Annotated in this window: 21 protein-coding genes; 12 read left to right on the top strand and 9 right to left on the bottom strand. The window is 65.9% G+C overall.

Annotated elements, in window-relative coordinates; genetic code table 11:
- Positions 1 to 15: 15 nt before the first annotated feature.
- On the top strand, positions 16 to 591 hold the full coding sequence (locus HMPREF2990_RS04140; protein WP_083317000.1) for a TetR/AcrR family transcriptional regulator: 576 nt from the start codon (positions 16 to 18) through the stop codon (positions 589 to 591).
- Here the strand turns inward: HMPREF2990_RS04140 and HMPREF2990_RS04135 are convergent.
- Both HMPREF2990_RS04135 and HMPREF2990_RS04130 read right to left on the bottom strand, forming a co-directional pair.
- A complete protein-coding gene (locus tag HMPREF2990_RS04135; protein WP_070762838.1) occupies positions 588 to 1385 on the bottom strand; it encodes a hypothetical protein in 798 nt (265 codons plus the stop codon). The two genes, HMPREF2990_RS04140 and HMPREF2990_RS04135, sit on opposite strands and share 4 nt — an antisense overlap.
- A complete protein-coding gene (locus tag HMPREF2990_RS04130; RefSeq protein WP_070762837.1) occupies positions 1382 to 2374 on the bottom strand; it encodes an App1 family protein in 993 nt (330 codons plus the stop codon). The genes HMPREF2990_RS04135 and HMPREF2990_RS04130 overlap by 4 nt, the downstream gene beginning before the upstream one ends.
- Before the next feature lie 20 nt (positions 2375 to 2394).
- Between HMPREF2990_RS04130 and amn the strand changes: the two genes are divergently transcribed.
- Positions 2395 to 3735, top strand: coding sequence for an AMP nucleosidase (gene amn / locus HMPREF2990_RS04125; protein WP_070762836.1), 1341 nt, complete (start codon positions 2395 to 2397; stop codon positions 3733 to 3735).
- 26 nt (positions 3736 to 3761) lie between these two features.
- A complete protein-coding gene (locus HMPREF2990_RS04120; protein ID WP_070762835.1) occupies positions 3762 to 4667 on the top strand; it encodes a Sir2 family NAD-dependent protein deacetylase in 906 nt (301 codons plus the stop codon).
- Here the strand turns inward: HMPREF2990_RS04120 and HMPREF2990_RS04115 are convergent.
- Positions 4664 to 5917 carry a dicarboxylate/amino acid:cation symporter gene (locus HMPREF2990_RS04115; RefSeq protein WP_070762834.1) on the bottom strand — a complete coding sequence of 418 codons (1254 nt, stop codon included), beginning with the start codon at positions 5915 to 5917 and terminating at the stop codon, positions 4664 to 4666. The genes HMPREF2990_RS04120 and HMPREF2990_RS04115 overlap by 4 nt on opposite strands.
- A gap of 137 nt (positions 5918 to 6054) precedes the next feature.
- Between HMPREF2990_RS04115 and HMPREF2990_RS04110 the strand changes: the two genes are divergently transcribed.
- Positions 6055 to 6585, top strand: coding sequence for a gamma carbonic anhydrase family protein (locus tag HMPREF2990_RS04110; protein WP_070762833.1), 531 nt, complete (start codon positions 6055 to 6057; stop codon positions 6583 to 6585).
- Here the strand turns inward: HMPREF2990_RS04110 and HMPREF2990_RS04105 are convergent.
- Positions 6541 to 7611: an ROK family protein gene (locus HMPREF2990_RS04105; protein ID WP_070762832.1), complete on the bottom strand. Its 1071-nt coding sequence runs from the start codon at positions 7609 to 7611 to the stop codon at positions 6541 to 6543. The two genes, HMPREF2990_RS04110 and HMPREF2990_RS04105, sit on opposite strands and share 45 nt — an antisense overlap.
- A 157-nt stretch (positions 7612 to 7768) precedes the next feature.
- Between HMPREF2990_RS04105 and HMPREF2990_RS04100 the strand changes: the two genes are divergently transcribed.
- Positions 7769 to 9418: a DUF885 domain-containing protein gene (locus tag HMPREF2990_RS04100; protein ID WP_070762831.1), complete on the top strand. Its 1650-nt coding sequence runs from the start codon at positions 7769 to 7771 to the stop codon at positions 9416 to 9418.
- On the opposite strand, the gene HMPREF2990_RS04095 is transcribed toward HMPREF2990_RS04100, so the two are convergent.
- Positions 9415 to 10422: an AbrB family transcriptional regulator gene (locus HMPREF2990_RS04095; protein WP_070762830.1), complete on the bottom strand. Its 1008-nt coding sequence runs from the start codon at positions 10420 to 10422 to the stop codon at positions 9415 to 9417. The two genes, HMPREF2990_RS04100 and HMPREF2990_RS04095, sit on opposite strands and share 4 nt — an antisense overlap.
- A 25-nt stretch (positions 10423 to 10447) precedes the next feature.
- Between HMPREF2990_RS04095 and HMPREF2990_RS04090 the strand changes: the two genes are divergently transcribed.
- On the top strand, positions 10448 to 11209 hold the full coding sequence (locus HMPREF2990_RS04090; RefSeq protein ID WP_070762829.1) for a TSUP family transporter: 762 nt from the start codon (positions 10448 to 10450) through the stop codon (positions 11207 to 11209).
- Positions 11210 to 11228: 19 nt separating this feature from the next.
- A complete protein-coding gene (locus tag HMPREF2990_RS04085) occupies positions 11229 to 11828 on the top strand; it encodes a TetR/AcrR family transcriptional regulator (protein ID WP_070762828.1) in 600 nt (199 codons plus the stop codon).
- Here HMPREF2990_RS04085 and HMPREF2990_RS04080 read toward each other — a convergent pair.
- Complete coding sequence (locus HMPREF2990_RS04080) at positions 11821 to 13284, bottom strand: basic amino acid/polyamine antiporter (protein WP_070762827.1); 1464 nt, start codon at positions 13282 to 13284, stop codon at positions 11821 to 11823. The genes HMPREF2990_RS04085 and HMPREF2990_RS04080 overlap by 8 nt on opposite strands.
- 34 nt (positions 13285 to 13318) lie before the next feature.
- Positions 13319 to 15490, bottom strand: a complete 2172-nt coding sequence (locus HMPREF2990_RS04075) for an ATP-dependent RNA helicase (protein WP_070762826.1) — start codon at positions 15488 to 15490, stop codon at positions 13319 to 13321.
- 25 nt (positions 15491 to 15515) lie between these two features.
- On the opposite strand from HMPREF2990_RS04075, the gene thpR reads away from it, so the two are divergent.
- A complete protein-coding gene (gene thpR / locus HMPREF2990_RS04070; protein WP_070762825.1) occupies positions 15516 to 16058 on the top strand; it encodes an RNA 2',3'-cyclic phosphodiesterase in 543 nt (180 codons plus the stop codon).
- Here thpR and HMPREF2990_RS04065 read toward each other — a convergent pair.
- Positions 16055 to 17476 carry an HNH endonuclease signature motif containing protein gene (locus HMPREF2990_RS04065; RefSeq protein ID WP_141757795.1) on the bottom strand — a complete coding sequence of 474 codons (1422 nt, stop codon included), beginning with the start codon at positions 17474 to 17476 and terminating at the stop codon, positions 16055 to 16057. The two genes, thpR and HMPREF2990_RS04065, sit on opposite strands and share 4 nt — an antisense overlap.
- A gap of 101 nt (positions 17477 to 17577) precedes the next feature.
- Positions 17578 to 18111 (bottom strand): sugar O-acetyltransferase, encoded by a 534-nt coding sequence (locus HMPREF2990_RS04060; RefSeq protein ID WP_070762823.1) that lies wholly within the window; start codon positions 18109 to 18111, stop codon positions 17578 to 17580.
- 17 nt (positions 18112 to 18128) lie between these two features.
- Here HMPREF2990_RS04060 and HMPREF2990_RS04055 point away from each other — a divergent pair, with 17 nt between their 5' ends.
- From HMPREF2990_RS04055 to HMPREF2990_RS04040, 4 genes are all read left to right on the top strand, one after another.
- Complete coding sequence (locus HMPREF2990_RS04055; RefSeq protein WP_070762822.1) at positions 18129 to 18707, top strand: LysE family translocator; 579 nt, start codon at positions 18129 to 18131, stop codon at positions 18705 to 18707.
- Positions 18708 to 18711: 4 nt separating this feature from the next.
- Positions 18712 to 19425 carry an SDR family oxidoreductase gene (locus tag HMPREF2990_RS04050; protein ID WP_070762821.1) on the top strand — a complete coding sequence of 238 codons (714 nt, stop codon included), beginning with the start codon at positions 18712 to 18714 and terminating at the stop codon, positions 19423 to 19425.
- Between the two features lie 17 nt (positions 19426 to 19442).
- A complete protein-coding gene (locus tag HMPREF2990_RS04045) occupies positions 19443 to 19739 on the top strand; it encodes a heavy metal-binding domain-containing protein (RefSeq protein ID WP_070762820.1) in 297 nt (98 codons plus the stop codon).
- Positions 19740 to 19947, top strand: a 208-nt coding sequence (locus HMPREF2990_RS04040) for an RNA-binding S4 domain-containing protein (RefSeq protein WP_070762819.1), incomplete at its 3' end; no start/stop codon positions are given. It abuts the gene before it with no gap.

Raw genomic sequence — 19947 nt, 5'->3', positions numbered from 1 at the left:
CACTTGAGAACGAACATGGCACGTAGACAGAGCAGCGTGGACCCGCGCGCGGTCCGCACACGTGAGGCGCTCGTGAGCGCCACCATTGACCTGCTCGCCACGAACCGGGTTGACCAGCTGTCGGTCTCCGGCATCGTGAAGGCGGCGCGGGTGAGCCGCCAGGTCTTCTACGAGCACTTCCAGGACCGCGACGGCGTGGTGCTCGCGGCCGGGGAGGCCGTGCTCGCGCCCGCCTACCGCGAGTTCGCTGCCAACTTCGTCGGCGATGAGAGTTACCCGGAGCAGGTGCGCCGCCTCGCCAACGCGCTCGAGCCGCACCGGCCGATGGTGTGCCACCTCATCGACTCCCCGGTGCACGCGAAGCTCAACCAGGTGCTGTGCGACCTGCTGTTTACGCCGATCCGCGACGGGCTCAGGGCGATGCTCGATGAGCAGGGTAAAAAGGCCTCGGGGCAGCTTCTCGACGATACGGCCATGTTCATGATCGCCGGCACCCAACACCTGTTCATCCGGGCCTATCGCGACCAGCTCGGGGCAGACCCGACCGCCGAGCGCATCGAGCAGGTGCGCCTCCTCCTCGGCGGCATCTAGACGGTGCCGAGCGCTGCGGCCAGCTTGTCGAGGGCGTCGGTGGTGTCGGAAAAGGACCCGATCTCGCTGGTTGCGGCCACGGCGATGCCGTAGCGCTTCTCACCCAGCGTGGCGTAGCCGAACTGGCGCGACTCCCACGTCCCCTCGGGGGTATCGCTCCAGCCGCCCTTGAAAGGGATGCCCAGGCTGCCCAGGCCCCAGGCCTGTGACTCGTCCACGTGCTCCATGAGGTCGAGCACGAAGGCGGCGTTTTCGTCCGGCTCCGAATCGGCAAGTTGCGCAAGGTAATGGGCGTACTTCGCCTGCGACTCGAGAGGCCACTCGGTCACGCCCCAGGTCGGGGAGGGTACCACGTCCGCCTCCGCCTTTGCGATCTCCTCGCCAACAAACTTCTCCGCCCCGCCGGAGGCCTCCAGGCACCACCAGAGCTGGTCGGTCGAGGCGTTGTCGGAGACCTCGATCATTGAGGTCATCAGCGCTTCGCGCGTCGCCTTATCGACGTCGCAGTGCTCCAGCGCGGCGAACGCCACCGGCACCTTGATGGTGGACCAGGAACGCAGCATGCTGGTGTCGCCGGCGCGGGTGGCGGAGAAGTCGTCGTCGATAAGCACGATGCCCAGCGCGGTGTCAGTTTCGCGCGAAATCTTTGACACCTCGTCTTCGAGCCACTGCGGGTCCACGCCGAGGCGTTCGTCCTGCTCGGTGAGCACGGGTGCCAGCTCCTCTGCCGGCGGCTCCTGGCAGGCGGAAAGCACGCCGATTGTGCAGAGCAGCGCGGCGAGAGTCCGTTTCACAGCTTCTTGAACTCCCTCGCCAAGTCGAAGCCGGTGTGCCCGTGGATCGCCTTGATCGTGCGGTAGTTGCCGGGCTGCGAAATGGTGGCGGTGGTGCCGTGGGCGAGCATGTGCTCGGAGCGGCTGAGCTCGCGGATCGCCACCAGGCGCACCCGGTCGGGGTGCTCCTGGACGAGGTCCGAGTAGAGCATGGGGTCGTGCTGGCCGTCGTCGCCAACCAGCGTCCAGCGGATGTTGGGGAAGTCGACGATGAGATTGCGCAGCGCGACCCGCTTGTGCTCCTGGCCGCTGCGGAACAGCCCGGTCGGGGTCGGGCCCCAGTCGGTGAGCAGCAGGGGGCCGGGCGGCAGCTGCTCGCGCGCGATGAAGTCCGTGAGCGTGTCGAAGGTGTTCCACGCGCCGGTGGAGACGTAGAACGTCGGCTCGCCGGGCGCGAGGAGTTCCGCGTACAGGTCGCGCATGCCGGGCACGGGCTGGCGCGTATTCGTTTTCTTCACCCAGGAGTTCCATGCGGCGAGCATGGCGCGCGGCAGCATGGTCACCATGATCGTGTCGTCCACGTCGGAGATCAGGCCGTGCGTGACGTCGTCGGCGATGATCTGCACCCGCGCCTCGGTGGCCTCGGCGCTCAAGGGGGTGCGCACGGTGGCGGTGTGCCAGCCGGGTGGAAGCCCGTGGTCCAGAATCAGTACTTCGAGGTAGCCGTTGCGGTCGGTCTGGGCGGTGACGCGCTGGTCGCCCAGCTCGACGGTGACCGCGATGTTGGGGACCTGGGTGGTGAAGAACTGGCGGTAGCCGCGCTCCACCTCGGTTTTCGGCTCGCGGTTCGGATCCGCCATGAGCACGCGGCCGAGGACGCGGGCGCGCTCGGCGTTGCCGTAGCCGGTAAAACCGCTGACCTGCGGTACCCAGCCGCGGCGCGATTTTGCCTTCACGTCGGCGCTGTTGATGCGGTGCTCCGCCCAGCGGACCACGTCTGAAAATCCCATAAGCCAGTAGTCTAGGCGCTATGGATGTTGTGGGAAGTGCGCACGTGGCCGTCGATACGCTCATTGAGCTCTATGAAGCGTCGTGCGAGCGTGCGCGCGACGCGATGAGCAGCGGGGACTACGCGCGCTACGAAGATGTCTACTACCCCAAGCTGTCCGTGACGATCGATAACTGGGTGCCGGTGGATCGTTCCGAGCCCTTCGGCTACGTCGACGAGGCCGGCGTCTACAGCGCCGAGCTGTCCCGCCCGGATCTGATGGCCCCGTACCTGCGCGCGCAGCTCGAGGCGCTCACCACCAACTATGAGTGCGTGATCCGCGTCGGCTACTCGGACACCCGCATCCCGCCCGAGTACATCCGGGGCACCGCCGCCCGCGTCGGCAATTCGCCGCACGTGCCGCGGCCCGCGCTTGACGACGTGCACGACGCGATTATCGACGGCCACTGGGACGCCTTCCACGGCACCGAAAAGCCCCTCTTCCACTTCGGCCCCCAGCGCTTCGACCTCGCGCTCGCCCGGCTCGAGCACTACACGGGCATCCAGGTCGAGTCGCTGCAGAAGTACATCCTGTTTACCAACTACGACATGCACGTCACCGAGTTCGTGAAATTCGGCGAGGCGGAGCTGGCGCGCGAAGGCTCCCGCTACACGCGCCTGGTCACACCGGAGGGCAACGCGAAGTACCAGATGCCGCGCTACGACCTGGTCACCGAGGACGGCGACGGCATCACCATGATCAACATCGGCGTGGGCCCCTCGAACGCGAAGACCATCACGGACTCGCTGGCGGTGCTGCGCCCGGAGGCGTGGATCATGATCGGGCACTGCGCGGGCATGGACGCGCGTATGCGCATCGGTGACCTCATCCTGGGCAACGCATACGAGCGCAAGGACACCGTGCTGGACGAGCACATCCGCCCCGACTCGCCCATCCCGGCCGTGCCCGAGATTCAGCGCACTCTGGAGAAGGCGGTCTCCAAGATCTACGGCGAGGACTCCGCGCTCATGCGCACCGGCACCGTGCTGTCCACCGGCGACCGCAACTGGGAGTGGAAGACCCCGCAGGATCTGTGGGAGTGGCTGCGCGGCTCGACGGCGGCCGCGGTGGACATGGAGTCCTGCACCATCGCCGCGAATGGGTATCGCTACCGCGTCCCCTACGGCGCGCTGCTGGCCGTGTCCGACCTGCCGCTGCACGCGGTGCCGAAACTGCCCGCCGCCGCGCAGGCCTTCTACTCCAACTCGAAGGAGGCCCACGTGATGTGTGCGGTGCGCGCGATGGAGAAGCTGGCGAAGAACCCGCAGCGGCTGCGCACCCGCAAGCTGCGCCGCACGATTGGAGAGCTCCCATTACGCTAAGTTCCTTCGACGACCCGGCCGTCCAGATGGCGCACGCGAGCGCGGTGCGCTCCATCGAGCGGGTCGTGCACGAAACCACCACGCCGACGGACCCGGAGCTTGCGATCCAGCGGGTAGTAGAGCAGCTGCGCGCTGGCCGCGTCCTGGTGATCACCGGCGCGGGCGTGTCCACCGACTCCGGCATCCCCGACTACCGCTCCGCAGGCGGCCGCCTGACCAAGGGTCGGCCGATGACGTACCAGGAGTTCGCGCACTCGCCGGAGCAGGTGCGCCGCTATTGGGCGCGTGCGTTCGTCGGTATGCAGTTCATGCGCGCAGCCTCACCGAACCGCACCCACTTCGCGCTGGTCGAGCTGGAGCGCGCCGGGCTGCTCACCGGGATTGTCACGCAAAACGTCGACGGGCTGCATGTGGCCGCCGGCTCGCGCAAGGTCATCGCGCTGCACGGGGATATGGAAGAAGTCGTCTGCCTCGATTGCGGCGCGCGCCATGCCCGCTCGCTTATCGACGCTCTGCTCACCCAAGCCAACCCCAACTATTTCGATTCCGTCGAGGTCACAGGAAGCATGATCAACCCCGACGGCGACGTGGAGCTGCGCGCAGAAGATGTGGAGCGCTTCCGCATGATCGACTGCCCGGCGTGCGGCGGGCAGCGGCTAAAGCCGTCGGTGGTTTACTTTGGGGAGAACGTGCCGAGGGGGCGTCGAGAAGCGGCGCGCGAATGGCTGGATGAGTCGAATTCTGTGCTCGCCCTGGGGACGTCGCTTGCGGTGATGAGCGGCTACCGCTTCGTCATCGACGCCCGCAAGCAGGGCAAACCCGTCTCGGTGGTCAACGGCGGGCCGGGCCGCGGCGACCCGAAGGCGACGACGCTGTGGCGCACCGGGGTCGCCGAGGCGATGGACGCGATCCTCGACGGGCTGGAGCTTTAGGAAGTTTTGGCCGAAAAGTTGTCCCAGACCTGCTTGTCCAGGATCTTTTCGCGCGTGGCCACCACGGCGGCGACGACGGCCTGGCCGGTGACGTTGACGGCGGTGCGCCCCATGTCGATGATCGGCTCGACAGCCAGCAGCAGGCCGACGCCGGACAGTGGCAGGCCCAGTGTGGACAGCGTCAGCGTGAGCATGACGGTCGCGCCGGTGGTGCCGGCGGTGGCGGCCGAGCCCAGCACGGACACGATCACGATGAGCAGGTAGTCGGTCGCGCCCAGGTCAATGCCGTAGAACTGCGCGACGAACAGGGCGGCGATGGCGGGGTAGATGGAGGCGCAGCCGTCCATCTTGGTGGTCGCGCCGAGCGGCATGGCGAATGAGGCGTACTCGGTGGGCACGCCCATCGACTGCTCGACGGTGCGCTGGTTCACCGGCATGACACCCATGGAGGAGCGGGTAACAAAGCCGAGCATGGTTACCGGCCAGACGCGGCGGGCGAACTCTACGACGTTGATCTTGTTCGCAGCGAGTACCAGCGGGTAGAGCACGAAGATGACCAGGGCGAGGCCGATGTAGATGGCCAGGACGAACTGGCCGAGGCTGCTCATAGCCGACCAGCCGTAGGTGGCGACCGCATTACCGATCAGTGCCGCGGTGCCGATCGGGGCGAGGCGGATGACCCACCACAGGACGACCTGGATGACGGAGAGCAGCGACTCGGAGAACTGGATAAACGGCTCGGCCGACTTGCCCGCCTTCACGGCGGCGATGCCGATGAGCAGGGAGACGACCAAGATCTGCAGGACGTTGAAGCTCACGGACTCGCCGTTCGTGCCAAGGCCTAGGAAGTTGGAGGGCACGACGGAGTCCAAAAAGCCCATCCAGGAGCCGGTGGTCGACGGTTCGGCGGCGTCGGCGGCATCGACGGTGGAGTTCGCGCCGGGCTTGAGGATCGCGCCGACGGCGATGCCGATCAGCACGGAGAAGAACGCGGTAATGGCGAACCAGATCAGGGTCTGGGCGGCGAGTCGGGCCGCGTTGGTCACCTCGCGGAGCTTGGCAATCGAGGTCACCACCGCGGTGAACACCAGCGGTGGGATGAGCAGCTTGAGCAGCTGGACGTAGGTGCCGCCGACCCACTCGAGGAGTCCGGCGAGCCAGTCGTCGGCAATGAGCCCGAGCACAAGGCCGATGATCAGGCCGTAGATGACTTGGGCCCCGAACCCGGTGGCCCACTTGGGGAGAGACATGTGCGCTCCAATGCGAAATAATGAACAGGTCAGTTTTTACTTGCCGAACACTAGCAGGTCGGAAAGAAATTACTAATCCGACACATCTAGACCGAGTAGTATGGAGCGGAACCTCTCACACGTGTAAGGAGCACACCATGGCAGGCATTTATGCATTCGAGGGCAAGGCCCCGCAGATCCACCCGAGCGCGTACATCGCGCCGGGTGCGACCGTGATTGGCGACGTCACCATCGGCGAAGACGTCAACATCTGGCCAGGCGCGGTCCTGCGCGGCGACGTGGGCGCGATCGTCATCGGCGCGCGCTGCAATGTACAGGACGGTGCCGTTATCCACGTCGAGACTGGGCACACGACGGTGCTGGAGGAGGATGTCACGGTCGGCCATCTCGCGCTGGTGCACGGCTGCCACGTGGAGTCGGCGTGCCTCATCGGGATGAGCTCGACCGTGCTCTCAGGCGCGCGCGTGGGCGAGGGCAGCATTGTCGGCGGCGGGGGAGTGGTCCTGGAGGGCCAGGAGATCCCGCCATTTTCCGTGGCTGCGGGCGTGCCGGCGAAGGTGCGCAAGTCCTTGGATCCAGCAACCCGCGAGCAGCGGGTGAAGCACGCGGCCGGCTACGTGGAGCTAGCCCGCCGCCACCGCGAGGGGCTCGCGGAGTACGAAGTCTAGGGCGACCGCGCGCGAGATGTCGCGCACGATCTCCTTGTGCGTGGGGATCATCCGTAGTGCGGGCGGGGTGGTGCTCTTCTTCCGGACGGTGCGGACGAACGGCGCGGTGGACCGCGGGTCTTCGTTAAAGGCGCTGCCGGCGACGACCACGGTGTCGGGCGAGTATTCGCCGCTCAGCTCCGCGACGAGGCTGCCCAGGCCGCGGGCGCGCTCGTCGAGTGCGGCGCGGGTTCCGGCGGAGCTGTCCTCGACGGCGTCGGCAAGCGAGCGGATTTTCGGCGAGCCGATGTTATCGATCAGGCCGCTGGTGGTCAGCTCGCGCCGTTGCACGCGGATCGGGTGCACCCCGTCGGCGGTGGAGATGGCGCAGCCGATCGAGTCGTCGGCGAACAGCGCCATGATGGAGGACGGGGTCAGGTCGCGGCTCGACTGCATCTCGGAGCCAATGATTGCCGCGCTAATCGACGTCACCGTCACCGGCACCGAGAACTGCTCCTGCATCTGCCCAGCGAGGTCCACCCCGTCCCAGCCGAGGTTGACCGCGATGACGGTGCCGTCCTCGGACACGGTGCCGGAGGCGGTTACGCCGACGGTGGCCAGCGGGCGGTTGAGGCCGGCGGTGAGCCGGTTGAGCCCCGCCATGAGGTGCTGCACCACGTCGTCCTGGCTTAGGTGCGCGACCGGCAGGTCGAGGTCGGCGCAGCGCAGCATGCGTCCGCGGATGTCGAAGACGGCGATGTAGGCGAATCCGGTACCCACCGCGATGCCGGCGTGGATGGGCTCGCGATCGTTGAGCTCGATCGGGATGGTCGGGCGGCCGCGGCCGTTGGCGCGGGCGAGGTCGGTGCGCTCGTTGACGAATCCAGCCTGGGTGAGCGCGGCGATGGCGCGCGTGACGGTGGGCTGGGAGAGTCCGGTGGCCTCGACGAGCTCGCTGCGGGAGGTTAGTTCCTGCAGGCGGATCAGGTGGAGGCACTTCGCCGCAGGTGTGCTCGGTCGGGTAAACGGCGCAGTTGAGGAACTCATGTGAATATATTTACTCACTGGCAGACCGCTTTGTCCAGTTGGGGGTCATTGAGGTGCCGAAAAATCGCTGTCACCACCTAAAACATCGTTTTAGACAGCTTGGTTTGTTTTTCGGTGTGTGGTCATCAAAAGCCCAGTTGGGATAGACTGGCCTGCCATGACCGAACCGCAGAAAGAGCGCGAGCCCTCGCTTCTCGACGCCACGTGTGAGGACTTCGTCTACGACTACGCCGAACTCACCCCCACCATGGGCACCCAGATCGGGCTCGATGGCTTCGACGCTGAGCTGGAGGACTTCAGTCCCGAGTACTGGAGTGCCGTGGCCGACCGCGTCCGCGACCTCATCGCTGACGTGGATGCGCTCAACGACTGCACCGACGCCTCGGACGACGAGGACGACTTCGACGACGTCGATAGGCTCACCGCCGCGATCCTGCGCGACCGGCTTGCCTTCCAGCTGGAGCTGCACCACCGGGGCGAGTTCCTGCGCCGCCTGAACAATATCGACTCCCCGGTCCAGACGATCCGCGACGCCTTCCTGCTCATGCCGAAGGTCACCGAGGAGGACTTCGAGCACATCACTGCGCGCATGGCGAAGGTCCCGGCGGCGCTGCGCGGGTACAAGGAGTCGCTCACGGAGGCGGCCAACAGCGGCGACGTCGCCTCGCACCGCCAGATCGACGCGGTGATTAACCAGTGCGAGAGCCTCGGCGAGTCCGGCTCCACCCTGGACTACCTGGGCATCCCCGCGGGTTCCAAGGTGGTCGAGGATGCGAAGGAGGCGTTCGCCGCGTTCGCCGACTGGCTGTCCACCGACCTCTCGCCGCAGGCGAAGCACGAGGACGGGGTGGGCCGCGACCGCTACGAGCTGTTCTCCGAATTCTTCCTCGGCCGCGATGTGGACTTGGATGAAGCGTACTGCTGGGCGCGGGAGGAGCTGGCGGAGACCGTCGAGAAGCAAGCGGCGCTGGCGAAGTCGCTGTACGACGCGGACACCACGGTGGCGGGCGCGTACCGGCGGCTCAACCGCGAGGAGCGCTACACGCTGCACGGCACTGACGCCCTGCTGGCCTGGATGGACGAGGTCAACGAGCGCGTCCAAGACAGCTTCCCGCTTCCCGACGGCCTGCCGCCGGTCGCAACCGCGATCGACCACGCCGGCTCCGGCGGCATCTTCTACACCCCGCCGAGCGACGACCTCATGCGGCCCGGCACCATGTGGTGGTCCGTGCCGGAGGGCCAGGAGACCTTCCACACCTGGCGGGAGCTGGCCACCGTCTTCCACGAGGGCATCCCCGGCCACCACCTGCAGCAGGGTAGCGCGCTGCTCAACCGCAGCGAGCTCAACCTGTGGCGCCGCTCCATGTGCTTCAACTCCGCGCACATGGAGGGCTGGGCGCTCTACGCCGAGCACCTCATGGAGCAGTACGGCTGGTTCGAGGAGCCCGGCTACCGCATGGGCCTTCTAGATTCCCGCCGCCTGCGCCTGGCGCGCGTGATGGTGGACATCGGTGTCCACCTGAAGAAGACCACGCCGGACGGCAGCGGCACCTGGGACGCCCAGTACGCCAAGGCCTTCCTGCGCGACAACTGCGCCATGCCCGAGTCCCACCTCACCTTCGAGCTGGACCGCTACATGGGCTGGCCGGGCCAGGCACCCTCCTACGCCATCGGCTACCGGGACTGGTGCAACCTGCGCGAGCAGGCGCTGGCCCAAGGTATGGAGGTGAGCGAGTTCCACCGCAAGGCGCTCTCACTCGGCTCCATGCCGATGGACATGCTCGCCCACGCGGTGCTCAGCCACTAAAGCTTCCGCAAAATCTTTGGTAGGTAGCCTGCGAAAATCAGGATGCAGATGAGCCGGATAATCTGCAGCGAGACCACCGCAGGCCCCGCACCACCTTCCGCCGAGAGTGCCAGCGCGGTTTCCAACGCGCCCGGGGTGGTGGCGAGGTAGCCCTCGTAGAAGCTAATGCCCAGCCACTTCGCCACCGCCCAGCCGGAAGCGGCACATGCACCCATAAGCAGCGCAATGTAGGCAAGCGTGGCGGGCAGGAGTGTGCTGAAGTGCCGCAGCGCTGGCACCGACAGCCCGCCCCCGCAGATCCAGCCGAGGCACAGGAAGGCCCCGATCATCAGTGGCTCCGGCGGCACGATCTCGAAGGGGACCACCGCGCCGCACGCGACCGTCGCAAGCATCGGGCCGAACACGCTGGAGTTTGGGAGCTTCAGGAGCTTCCCCACCGGTTGGCCCACAAGCACGAGCGCCGGGACAAGCAGCCACATCCACCAATAGGGCTCGAGTGCGCTCGGCGCGTGGGTCTGCGGCGCGTCCAAAAGCCCCGCGACCAAAGGCAGCGTCATCGAGACCACCAGCAGGCGCAGGTACTGGGTGAGCGCGACGTAGCGCACGTCCGCGCCCACTTCCTTTGCGATCGCCGGCATCACCGACGCCCCGCCCGCAAGCAACGAGAGCACACCCGTCTCCCGCGAGACCCCACGATCCGCCAGCAGGATGCCGCCGACGAAGGCGAGCATGATCACAAACGCCGCCGCGAGCAGACCCGGCACGATAAAGGGAAGCAAGTCCCGCGGCGGGATGCCTACCAGCGGCAGCGCCGCCATCACGCCGATCGCGCCGCGGGCGAGCTTAAACACCTGCTCGTTGACCCGCAGCTCTTCGCCAGTAGTCAACGCGCACGTGCCGGCGGCGAGAAGCGCGCCGAGGATCCATGCCGCGGGCACGTGCAGCGCGGAGAGTATCCAGCCCAACAGCACGGAGGCCGGGGCGACAAATATCCAACGCTGCATAGGCCCCGATAGTAGCGTGAGCGATATGTCTACTCTCGTGCTGCTCGCTGCCGCGTCTCTTGCCGCCGGGTGGATCGACGCGGTGATCGGCGGCGGGGGCCTCGTGCTCATCCCGGTGCTCATGTCCGCCACCGGGCTCCCCGCCGCGAGTGTCTTGGCCACGAACAAGGTCGCGGCGGTCACTGGTACCGCCTCGGCGGCGGTAACTTTTGTGCGAAAAGTTGGGGTGCCCAAGCTGACCTGGGGCTACGCGCTCGCCGCTGGATGTGCTTCCGCCGGGGGCGCGCTCGCGGTGGCGTTGATTAGCGACTCGGTTGTGCGCCCCATCATCATCGCACTGCTGCTCGCCGTCGGCATCTTCGTCACCTGCAAGCCGGAGTTTGGCACGAAAAACCAGCAGCTGTTTACCCGCCGCCGCGCGATCGCGGGGCTTGCGCTCGCCGGGGCAGTCGGGTTTTACGACGGTATCTTCGGGCCCGGCACCGGCATGTTTCTCATCATGGGCTTTACCGCTGTGTTCTCGCAAGCGTTTCTGCAGTCGGCGGCGATGGCGAAGGTGATCAACACCGCGACTAATCTCGGCGCGCTCGCCGTCTTCATCGCGGGCGGTTACGTGCAGTGGAAGCTCGCGCTCGTGCTCGCCGTGGCGAACGTGGTGGGTGCCCAATTGGGGGCAAGAACGGTGCTCAAGGGCGGCTCGAAACTCGTGCGTGTCGCACTACTTGTGCTGGTAGTCGTCCTTTGTGCTCGACTCGGGTGGCAGGAGTATCTGACTCGGGCGGGCTAGTATGCCAGAATACGTAGCTATGAGCCGTGTAGATAGTCAATCAAAAACATCTGGTGCGAAGAAGCCTACGACGGAGGAGCGCATCTACGACTCTGTGCTGCGCATTGCCCAGCAGGAGGGGTTCGGTGCCACGTCCATCGACGCCGTCGTGGCCGATTCCGGCGTGGCGAAGACGACCATCTACCGGCGCTACGCAGACCGGAAGGAAATGCTGGTCGACGCGCTGGACCACATTGCGATCTCCATCCCGAAGCCCGTCGACTATTGCGAGGCCGGAAAACCGCTGACCAGGGATGCGTTCCGCGACTACATTGCTGAGCTCGGTGCCTTCGTCGAGGACAATGTGGGCACGAGAGTGTTCGGCTCGCTCATCGCCACCGCCGATCCGCTCGTCGTGGCGTGGCGTGACCGCTTCGAGGAGTCCTTCTACGACCAGTTCATCGAGGACATCGAGGACGCGCAGAGCAACGGCACCCTGCGCGCAGGTGTCGATCCGGGCGTGGTGGGCGCGATGGTCGTCGGCGCGGTGATCCTGCGCTCGACCTTCAACGTGGGCAGCGCGAAGCTTTTGGCCAAGCGCATCACTGAGGTGCTGTGGCCGGTGATTGGCGTTAACTGAGGGTGAGGGTGCCGTCGAGAAGCTTGAGCACGGCGACGACGGCACCGAGCACCACAATGCCGACGACGACCCACTCGAAGGCGTTGAACAGGCGCTCCTTGTTGCTGATGCGCGTCCACACATACGGGATGATGCCCGGGACCACCGCGAGCGCGCCGAGCAGCACGTAGACCGGGTCCGCCGCGTAAATCAGCCACAGGGAGTACACGAACCCGACCGCGCCGATGAGCATGTGGCGCTGGTTCTCCGCGCGGGTGGTTTCCGGGCCCGAGTCGTCGAAGCGCGTGCCCGCGTGCGGGTGGCTCAAGCCCTTGCCACGCAAGCTGAGCAGCACGAGGTAGAGCGCCGAGAAGATGTACGGCAGCAGGTACATGATGGTGGCCAGCTGCACCATCGCGTTATACGACGCCTCGTTAGCGAAGAAGATGATCACGAACAGCTGGATGACCAGCGTGGACACCAGCTGCGCGCGGAACGGTGCACCAGAGTTGGTGGTCTTGCCCAGGGCCTTGGGCAGCAGGCCGTCGTTAGCCATGAGCACGATCGGCTCCGCGCACAGCATCTGCCAGGACACGTACGCGCCCAGCACCGACAGGCACAGGCCGATGGAGATGAACACGCCGCCCCACGGGCCGACCACTGCCTCAAGGACTGCGCCCATCGAGTTCTCCGGCAGCGCCGCCAGCTCCGGCTGGGTCAGCACGCCGTAGGAGAGCGTTGACACCGCGACCAGCAGAAGCAGGACGGAGAGGAAGCCGATGATGGTGGCGCGGCCGACGTCGTTACGCGTGCGTGCCTGCTTAGAGTAGACGGATGCGCCCTCGATGCCGATGAACACCCACACCGTGTAGAGCATGATGCCCTGCAGCTGCTGGGAAAACGGAATCGCCGAATTATCGCCCCAAAAGTCGAGCGTGAACTTGTCCCAGGAAAAGCCGAGGAACGCCACCAGCACGATGAAGCACAGGATCGGCACCAGCTTGGCGATCGTCGTGATCACATTCATCACCGCCGCCTGCTTCACCCCGCGCGTGAGCATGGCAAAGATCGTCCACGTCAGGATAGTGACCGCGCCCGCGAGCACCCACGTGTTCTTGAACGCGGGCACGTAGTAGCCGATGGTGGAGAAGAACAGGGTGGCGTAGCCCACCTGCGCCATCACCGAGCCGAGCCAGTAGCCGAGACCGCTGGTGAACCCGATGAAGTCGCCAAGACCCGCGCGCACATACGAATACACGCCGGAGTCCAGGTGCGGCTTCCGACGCGCCAAGATCTGGAACACGAACGCGATCGAGAGCATGCCCACGCCGGCAATCACCCAGCCGATGAGCATCGCCCCGGGGCTCGCCACGGAGCCGATATTCTGCGGCAGGGCGAAGATGCCGGAGCCGATTGTGGAACCGATGATCAGGGAGACCAACGTCCACATAGTCACTGTGTGGGCACGGGTAGTCATGACGGATAAGTTACCTGGCACACCCAGGAAACTGTTAGTTTTGACGCTTTTTAGTCAGCGCGGTCGGCGTGGCGGTCCACGGGTCCTCCGGCCAGGGGTGCTTGGGGTAGCGCCCGCGCATCTCTTTGCGGACGTCTTGGTACGGCCCGTCCCAGAAACTGCGCAGGTCGTCGGTCACCGCGAGCTCGCGCCCGGCAGGAGAAAGCAGGTGGAACAAAAGCTTGCGTCCCGCGATCACCGGCGAGTCTGCGAGTCCAAACGCGAGCTGCAGCTTCACCCGCACGATCGGGCGCCCGGTGGAGTAGTCGATCTTGCCGATCGGCAGCCTTTCCGGCGCGAGCTCGTCAAGCTGTGATGCCTCCGGCCAGGGCAGTTGCCTCAAGAGCGCGTTGCGCATGTTGAGCTGGCTTATCGACGCCCCGTTCGCCAACTCCATGGCTTCCACCGAATAGTCGCCTGTTGCAACGTCCGGCCACGGGTCGCCGAGCTGCTCGTGCAGGAAGTCGAGGCGCGCTTTGAGGCGCTGAGCTCCGTCGTCGAGCTGGAAGTCGCGGAGGGAAAGGTCCTTCAGGGCCCGCTGCGCCTCCTCCGGCGACAGCTGCACCGGCGTGGAGCTCAACTCGATCGCGCCGACGGCCCGGACCTTGCGCCCGCGGACCTTGCCACCTTGGAGGGTTGCGCGTATTTCTTCTGTAACCCGCTCCTCCGGCAGGTGGTAGGGCGCAGCCTCGCGGATGATCGCCCCGCGGGCGGTCCTTTGTACCTCGGCGGCGGCGATCCACTCATCTTTTCCGCCAAAAGTTGCCCGGGTGCCGCTGGCGAGCAGGTATTCGTCGCCGATGCGCTTCGCCACCCACTGCGGAAACGCGGTCGCGATCACGTCGCCGTCTGGGACCTTCGGAGTTGTTGGCACCAGGCGCGCGAGTCGTTTCGCGTCCATGTCGCCAAGCTTTGCGACGCACACCGCCGCCCCCGATCCGTACTTCAGCAACGCGGCACCAAGCCGGGGGTCCAGCGGCAGCGCAACAAGCTTTCGGCCAAAACTTGTGATCGCGTTGTTCTCGTCTAGGGCTCCGAGGTCGCGGAGGGTGGCGTGGGCGTCGGCAAGCGACTGCTCCGGCGGTGGGTCGAGCAGCGGCAGGTCGGGCGAGCCCCACGCCGCGATGGCGAGCGCCGCCGAGGTGAGGTCGCTGGTGGCAATTTCAGGAGAAATGTCGGGCGCGAACTTCTGGAACTCCTCGCGGGAAAACGCCCGGACAACTTCGCCCGGCCCGAGGCGACCCGCGCGGCCCGCCCGCTGCTCCGCGCTGGTGACCGCCTCTGAGACCGTGACCAGGCCCGTCATTCCGCGGTTGTCGCGCCGTGGGACTCGGGAAAGTCCCGCGTCCACGACCCGGCGCACGCCCGGCACGGTAATCGACGACTCAGCGACGCTGGTGGAAACAACCACCTGAGAGTCGCCATTGAGCGCCTCGTCCTGCTCGGCGGAGGAAAGGCGGCCGTGCAGGGGCTTTGCGTCTGTGCAGGTGCCGCACACCAGGTCAACCTCGCGCGCGCCGGGCACGAACACGAGGGTGCGGCGGTCACTATTTTCCGCCAGGCGTGCGACGTGCTGGTAGAACGCGCGGGTGCCTTGGATGCGCTCTGGATGGGGTGCGTATTCAATCTCCAGCGGATGGGTGATTGCCTCCGTCGACAGGATCTGCGCGCGCATGTGGGTGGCAAAGGTTTTCGCATCCAGCGTCGCGGACATCGCGGCAAGGTAGAGGTCCTCGCGCAGCACCGCCACCTCCATGCACACGGCGAGTAGCAGGTCGGTGTCCAGCTGGCGTTCGTGGACCTCGTCGAGGATGACCGCGTTGACGCCGTGAAGATCCGGGTCCTTGAGCAGGCGATTCAGTAAGACTCCCGGCGTCACGAACTCGACGAGCGAGCCGTCCTTGTGCTCGCCGCGGATCGAATACCCAACTTTTTGGCCCAAAGTTGAACCGTCGAGGTGCGCGAGCCTCCTCGCCGCAGACCGGACCGCCACGCGGCGCGGAGCGGTCACGATAGTTTTGCCGACCTTGTTCGCGATCGCCGGCGGCAGCAGCGTTGTCTTACCGGTGCCGGGCGGTGCCTGCACCACGAGCGGCCCGGAATCCGGCAGTTGGTCCAGGGAATTCGCCACGGGCAGGCCCTGTCCGATTTTCGCAAGGTCAAACATGAGTTTCCAGGGTAGCGTGAGGGGCATGAGACGTCTCTTCGCAGCGATCGTCCCACCAGATGAGGTCCGCGAGCACCTCGTCACCGCCTTGCGCCCAATCAGGGACTTCTCCGGCACTGAAACGCGCTGGACCGACCCCGACAACTGGCACATCACCTGCGCCTTCTACGGCAGCCAGCCCAACGACGCCGCCGCCGTGAGCGACCACCTCTCGCAGGCGACTGCGTTTACTCGGCCTCTTCGCCTCCACCTGCGCGGCGCGGGCTGCTTTGACCGCCGCACCCTGTGGATCGGCGTCGGCGGGGACAAAGCGCCGCTCAAAGACCTGATGGCGGACTGCCAACTCGACCCAGAGCAGTGGCACCGCCAGCGCGCCCACCTGACCGTCGCCCGCAAAGGCACCAGGACACGGGACATGCTGCTTCTCGACGACCACGCCCACGCCCTCTCCGTCTACTCCGGCCCCGACTTCACCGTGGATGAAGTCCACCTCATGGAGTCCCACCTCGGCCGGGGCCGCAGCGGCGGGCCGAAGTACGAGGTGGTGGACACGTTCTACCTGCGCTAGGCGGGGAGGAGCTCCGCGAGCGCTCGCTCGACGTAGCTGGAGGGGTCGTAGTCGGGGAGTACGTCTTTGGGCTGGAAGGTCATGCCGTACTCGTCTTCCAGCGCCGCGATGCGTGCCTTGGCCTCCGTGAGGTCCTGGTCGCGGTCGAAGTCGTCGAGGATGGCGTGGCCCTTGGCGTTGAACTCCGCCGTCCGTGCCCGGTTCGCGCGCACGCTGGCGAGGCTGGAGCGCCACCGGGGGTTGGTCGGGGTGACCTGTCGGCCAAGGAGCCCGTCCGGCTCGTTGATCTCGTAGGTGCCGTCGGAAAACAGCCAGATGATGTCGCCGGTGACCGGGTCGGGGACGTAGCTCGCCCGCTTATCCGTCTTCAGGTTGTGGTGGTGCTGGCACAGTGGGAACAGGTTGCCCGGGGTGGTCTCGCCGCCCTCGTCGAAGGGGATGCGGTGGTCTAGCTGGCACGAGTGTGCCGGCGCGGTACAGCCGGGGTAGACGCAGGTGCCGTCGCGAGCGGTGACGTAGTCGCGCATCTCGGCAGTCGGGCTGTAGCTGGGCGTGGAGGCGTTGGCAGCTTCGTCCATGTCCAGCACTTTCGCCCCGGTTTTGGCGATCCACTCATCGAGCGCTGCCGTTGCCTCAGGCCCCGTCCAGCCATGGCCGGGGAACTGCACTGGATCACCCGGCTCGCGGCCTTTCGGCGCGTAGCAGTGCAGGACTGGCGCATTCGTGGGGGTGACCTCGCCGGTGAGCAGCTTGATCATGGCTTCGGCCAGTGTCACCTTGTGCTCGCGCGCCGCCGCCATGATGCTCTTTCGGCACCGGGCGGCGCTGAGCTCGTTTGTGTTCAGCTGCATGATGGACTGCTCGACCCCGTCCAACAGGAAGGCATCGAAGCTGACCTGCTCCTGCGAGCGGGAGCGTTCGCGCTGTTTGCGCTGCTTCTGGTCGTAGGCGCGCTCCGGGTCGATCTGTCGGATCAGCTCCCGGATGCGGCGGGTCACCGTGTGGCGTTGGGGCATGTGCTGGTTGGTGCGGGTGGGGGTGAAGAGGGAGGTCAACGCATCGTCGATAAGCGAGAGCGCCTCGGGGTCGACCTTTTCCCCGAGCTCGGCGAGGACCCGCTCGATGGCGACGAGGTGCGACATGTCGAGCAGGCGGGAGGCGCGGTGGAGCGCTTGCAGGCGCGGGAGGAGGCCCAGCGTGGCGAAGGCGAGGATGCCGCGCTCGACGAAGCCTTTCGACCACGCGGTGGCCTGCTGGATTTGAGTCACACGCATGTCGAAGTCTTCGATTTCGGTGTCGATGTACGGGGAAAAGACGGCGAAGTGGGCGTCGCGGACGGCTTGGCCGGCGGAACTTATTGGGTCGTCGGGTCGTTGGGTACGGAAATGGGCTGGCGGGCTTTTGGTTGTAGTGGTCACGGTGTCACCCCTCGAAATGAACTTTCCTTCAAAGTAGCGCACGCATGTTCTATTCGCAAGGGTTATCGCAGAGGAGATTTGGAAATGGTGGCCTACCTGTGCTAATTCGCGTGCTTTGCGATGTTCCGTTTAACCACAGCGGGCACGCCTGCGGCGAGCGAGTCGTCGGGAAGGTCCTTCGTCACGACCGCCCCCGCAGCGATCACGCACCGGTCGCCGATGTGCACGCCCGGCATGACCATGGCGCCCGCGCCGAACCAGCAGTTTTCGCCGATCACGATGGGTTTCGCGCGCTCCCAGCCAGCGGCGCGATCGTCGGGGTCGAGCGGGTGCTCCACCGTAATGAGCTGGCAGCCGGGCCCGAAGAGGGTGCCCGCGCCGATGGCCACGTCCGCGATGTCGAGGATGGTGCAGTTGAAGTTCATGAAGCAGCCCGGCCCAAAGCGTGTGTTTGCCCCGTACTCCAGGTGGAGCGGCGCCCAGATCTCGGGGACCTCGCTCGATGGGAAGATTTCGGCCAAAAGTTCCCGGGCGCGTTGGGGGTCGGTGTTGTGGAGGGCGTTGAACTCGCGAAGCAGCGCCCAACCTGGCTGGTGGTCGGGCAAGGTCTCCGGCTTATACCAATCATTCGTCATGCGGTTAGGGTAAATGCATGTTTCTGCTTCTTGCCACGTGGATCGCGGCGATTGCGAGCCCGGGCCCGGACCTCTTCCAGCTCATCCGCGTGGGCACGAAGGATCGGCGCGCCGGGGTGTTGTGTGCGCTGGGGATCATGGTGGGCAACACGTGCTGGATTGTGGCGTCGATAGCTGGGCTGAGCGCGCTGGTGAATACGTTTCCGCAGGTCCTTGCGGTGCTGCAGCTGGTGGGCGGCGCGTACCTCGGCTGGATGGGGCTGAGCGCGATCCGCAACGCCAGTAACCCGGACGTGCCGGCGGCGTCGACGGTGCGCAAGCCCTTTCGCCTCGGCTTGGCCACGAACCTTTCCAACCCGAAGGCCATCCTCTTCTTCGGGGCGATCTTCGCGCAGTTTAATGCCGGGGTAATTGAAGCGCTGCTGCTGATCGTGACGGGCGTGGTCTGGTTCGTGGGGTTCGCACTTTTGGCCGCAAAGTTGGGCGGGGTCATCAAAACCTATGGTCACGTGGTGGACAAGGTCACCGGCGCGATCTTCGTGGCGCTCGCAGCGTGGATGATCTTCAGTGGGGCGCGCACAATTTTGTTACCCTAAACACATGACAGTACAAAAAGTAGCGGTAGTCACTGGCGGTTCTGCAGGTATTGGCGCGGCGGCAGCTCGTGCGTTGGCACAGGACGGCTGGCACGTTGTCGTCGCGGCGCGGCGTCTGGACAAGTGCGAGGCGATCGCCAAGGAGATTGGCGGGGTTGCGGCGGAGTTGGATGTGACGGATCAGGTGAGCGTCGATAAGCTTGCGGCCCAGCTCGAGCGGGTCGACCTGGTAGTCAACAACGCGGGCGGCGCGAAGGAACTCGACTTTCTGCGGGACGCGAACGATGCGGACTGGGAGTGGATGTTTGAGACGAATGTGATGGGTACGATGCGGGTCACCCGCGCGCTGTACCCGCAGCTCAAGGCGTCGGAGGGCCTGGTGATCAACGTCGGTTCGGTCGCGGGCACGGACGCGTACAAGGGCGGGTCCGGCTACAACGCGGCGAAGTACGGGCTGCGTGGTATCACCCGTGCATTTCGCCGCGAGGAGGCCGAGCAAAACATCCGCGTCACCGAGATCGACCCGGGCCGCGTGAAGACGGACTTCTCGCTCAACCGGTTCAAGGGCGACGAGGCGAAGGCGGCCGCCGTCTACGAGGGCAAGCTCAACCTCACCGCGGAAGACATCGCGGAGGCGATCCGCTGGGTGGCGAGCCTGCCACCACACGTGAACATCGACACCCTCAACATCATGCCGACTGACCAGGCCGAGCGTTAGCGACTATCGTTGGTCATATGATTCTGACTATGACCCCGAACGTCGAAGGCCGCCAGATCACCGAGTACATGCGCGTGATCGGCGGCGAAACCATCATCGGTCTCGCCATGTTCCGCGACTTCGCAGGTCGCGTCCAGTCGCAGGAGGGCGAGGTCATCCAGGCGCGCGACTCCGCACTCAACGAGCTGTGGAACCGCGCCCAGCAGATGGGCGCCGACGCCGTGGTCTCCGTCGACGTGCAGTACGACGCCCTCGGCGCGGACAACAGCCTGCTCATGGTTACCGCCACCGGCACGGCAGTGAAGTTGGCGTAAATGGACGTCGCAATTTCCGGAGACTCGATCCGGCTCGGCCAATTCCTCAAGCTCGCCAACCTCGTCGAGTCCGGCGGGCACGCGAAGGAAGTCATCGCGGCCGGCGAGGTGAAGGTCAACGGCGAGGTCGTCACCTCGCGGGGCTTTTCGCTTGTCGACGCCGACGTGGTCCACCTCGCCGGTGCCTCCGCCACCGTCGTCACCGGTG

This window comes from Corynebacterium sp. HMSC071B10 (assembly GCF_001814825.1).
Classification (GTDB): domain Bacteria; phylum Actinomycetota; class Actinomycetes; order Mycobacteriales; family Mycobacteriaceae; genus Corynebacterium.
The sequence above is the reverse complement of the archived record's forward strand: the minus strand, read 5'-3'. Positions and strand labels throughout refer to the sequence as shown.

What these genes read in the sequence shown, in the direction of transcription:
- amn (WP_070762836.1), top strand. Translation starts at nt 2,395, where the DNA reads ATGGATGTTGTGGGAAGTGCGCACGTGGCCGTCGATACGCTCATTGAG.
- HMPREF2990_RS04060 (WP_070762823.1), bottom strand. Translation starts at nt 18,111, where the DNA reads ATGACGAATGATTGGTATAAGCCGGAGACCTTGCCCGACCACCAGCCA.
- HMPREF2990_RS04080 (WP_070762827.1), bottom strand. Translation starts at nt 13,284, where the DNA reads ATGACTACCCGTGCCCACACAGTGACTATGTGGACGTTGGTCTCCCTG.
- HMPREF2990_RS04045 (WP_070762820.1), top strand. Translation starts at nt 19,443, where the DNA reads ATGATTCTGACTATGACCCCGAACGTCGAAGGCCGCCAGATCACCGAG.
- HMPREF2990_RS04130 (WP_070762837.1), bottom strand. Translation starts at nt 2,374, where the DNA reads ATGGGATTTTCAGACGTGGTCCGCTGGGCGGAGCACCGCATCAACAGC.
- HMPREF2990_RS04075 (WP_070762826.1), bottom strand. Translation starts at nt 15,490, where the DNA reads ATGTTTGACCTTGCGAAAATCGGACAGGGCCTGCCCGTGGCGAATTCC.
- HMPREF2990_RS04115 (WP_070762834.1), bottom strand. Translation starts at nt 5,917, where the DNA reads ATGTCTCTCCCCAAGTGGGCCACCGGGTTCGGGGCCCAAGTCATCTAC.
- thpR (WP_070762825.1), top strand. Translation starts at nt 15,516, where the DNA reads ATGAGACGTCTCTTCGCAGCGATCGTCCCACCAGATGAGGTCCGCGAG.
- HMPREF2990_RS04105 (WP_070762832.1), bottom strand. Translation starts at nt 7,611, where the DNA reads ATGAGTTCCTCAACTGCGCCGTTTACCCGACCGAGCACACCTGCGGCG.
- HMPREF2990_RS04110 (WP_070762833.1), top strand. Translation starts at nt 6,055, where the DNA reads ATGGCAGGCATTTATGCATTCGAGGGCAAGGCCCCGCAGATCCACCCG.
- HMPREF2990_RS04100 (WP_070762831.1), top strand. Translation starts at nt 7,769, where the DNA reads ATGACCGAACCGCAGAAAGAGCGCGAGCCCTCGCTTCTCGACGCCACG.
- HMPREF2990_RS04140 (WP_083317000.1), top strand. Translation starts at nt 16, where the DNA reads ATGGCACGTAGACAGAGCAGCGTGGACCCGCGCGCGGTCCGCACACGT.
- HMPREF2990_RS04090 (WP_070762829.1), top strand. Translation starts at nt 10,448, where the DNA reads ATGTCTACTCTCGTGCTGCTCGCTGCCGCGTCTCTTGCCGCCGGGTGG.
- HMPREF2990_RS04085 (WP_070762828.1), top strand. Translation starts at nt 11,229, where the DNA reads ATGAGCCGTGTAGATAGTCAATCAAAAACATCTGGTGCGAAGAAGCCT.
- HMPREF2990_RS04120 (WP_070762835.1), top strand. Translation starts at nt 3,762, where the DNA reads ATGGCGCACGCGAGCGCGGTGCGCTCCATCGAGCGGGTCGTGCACGAA.
- HMPREF2990_RS04050 (WP_070762821.1), top strand. Translation starts at nt 18,712, where the DNA reads ATGACAGTACAAAAAGTAGCGGTAGTCACTGGCGGTTCTGCAGGTATT.
- HMPREF2990_RS04095 (WP_070762830.1), bottom strand. Translation starts at nt 10,422, where the DNA reads ATGCAGCGTTGGATATTTGTCGCCCCGGCCTCCGTGCTGTTGGGCTGG.
- HMPREF2990_RS04055 (WP_070762822.1), top strand. Translation starts at nt 18,129, where the DNA reads ATGTTTCTGCTTCTTGCCACGTGGATCGCGGCGATTGCGAGCCCGGGC.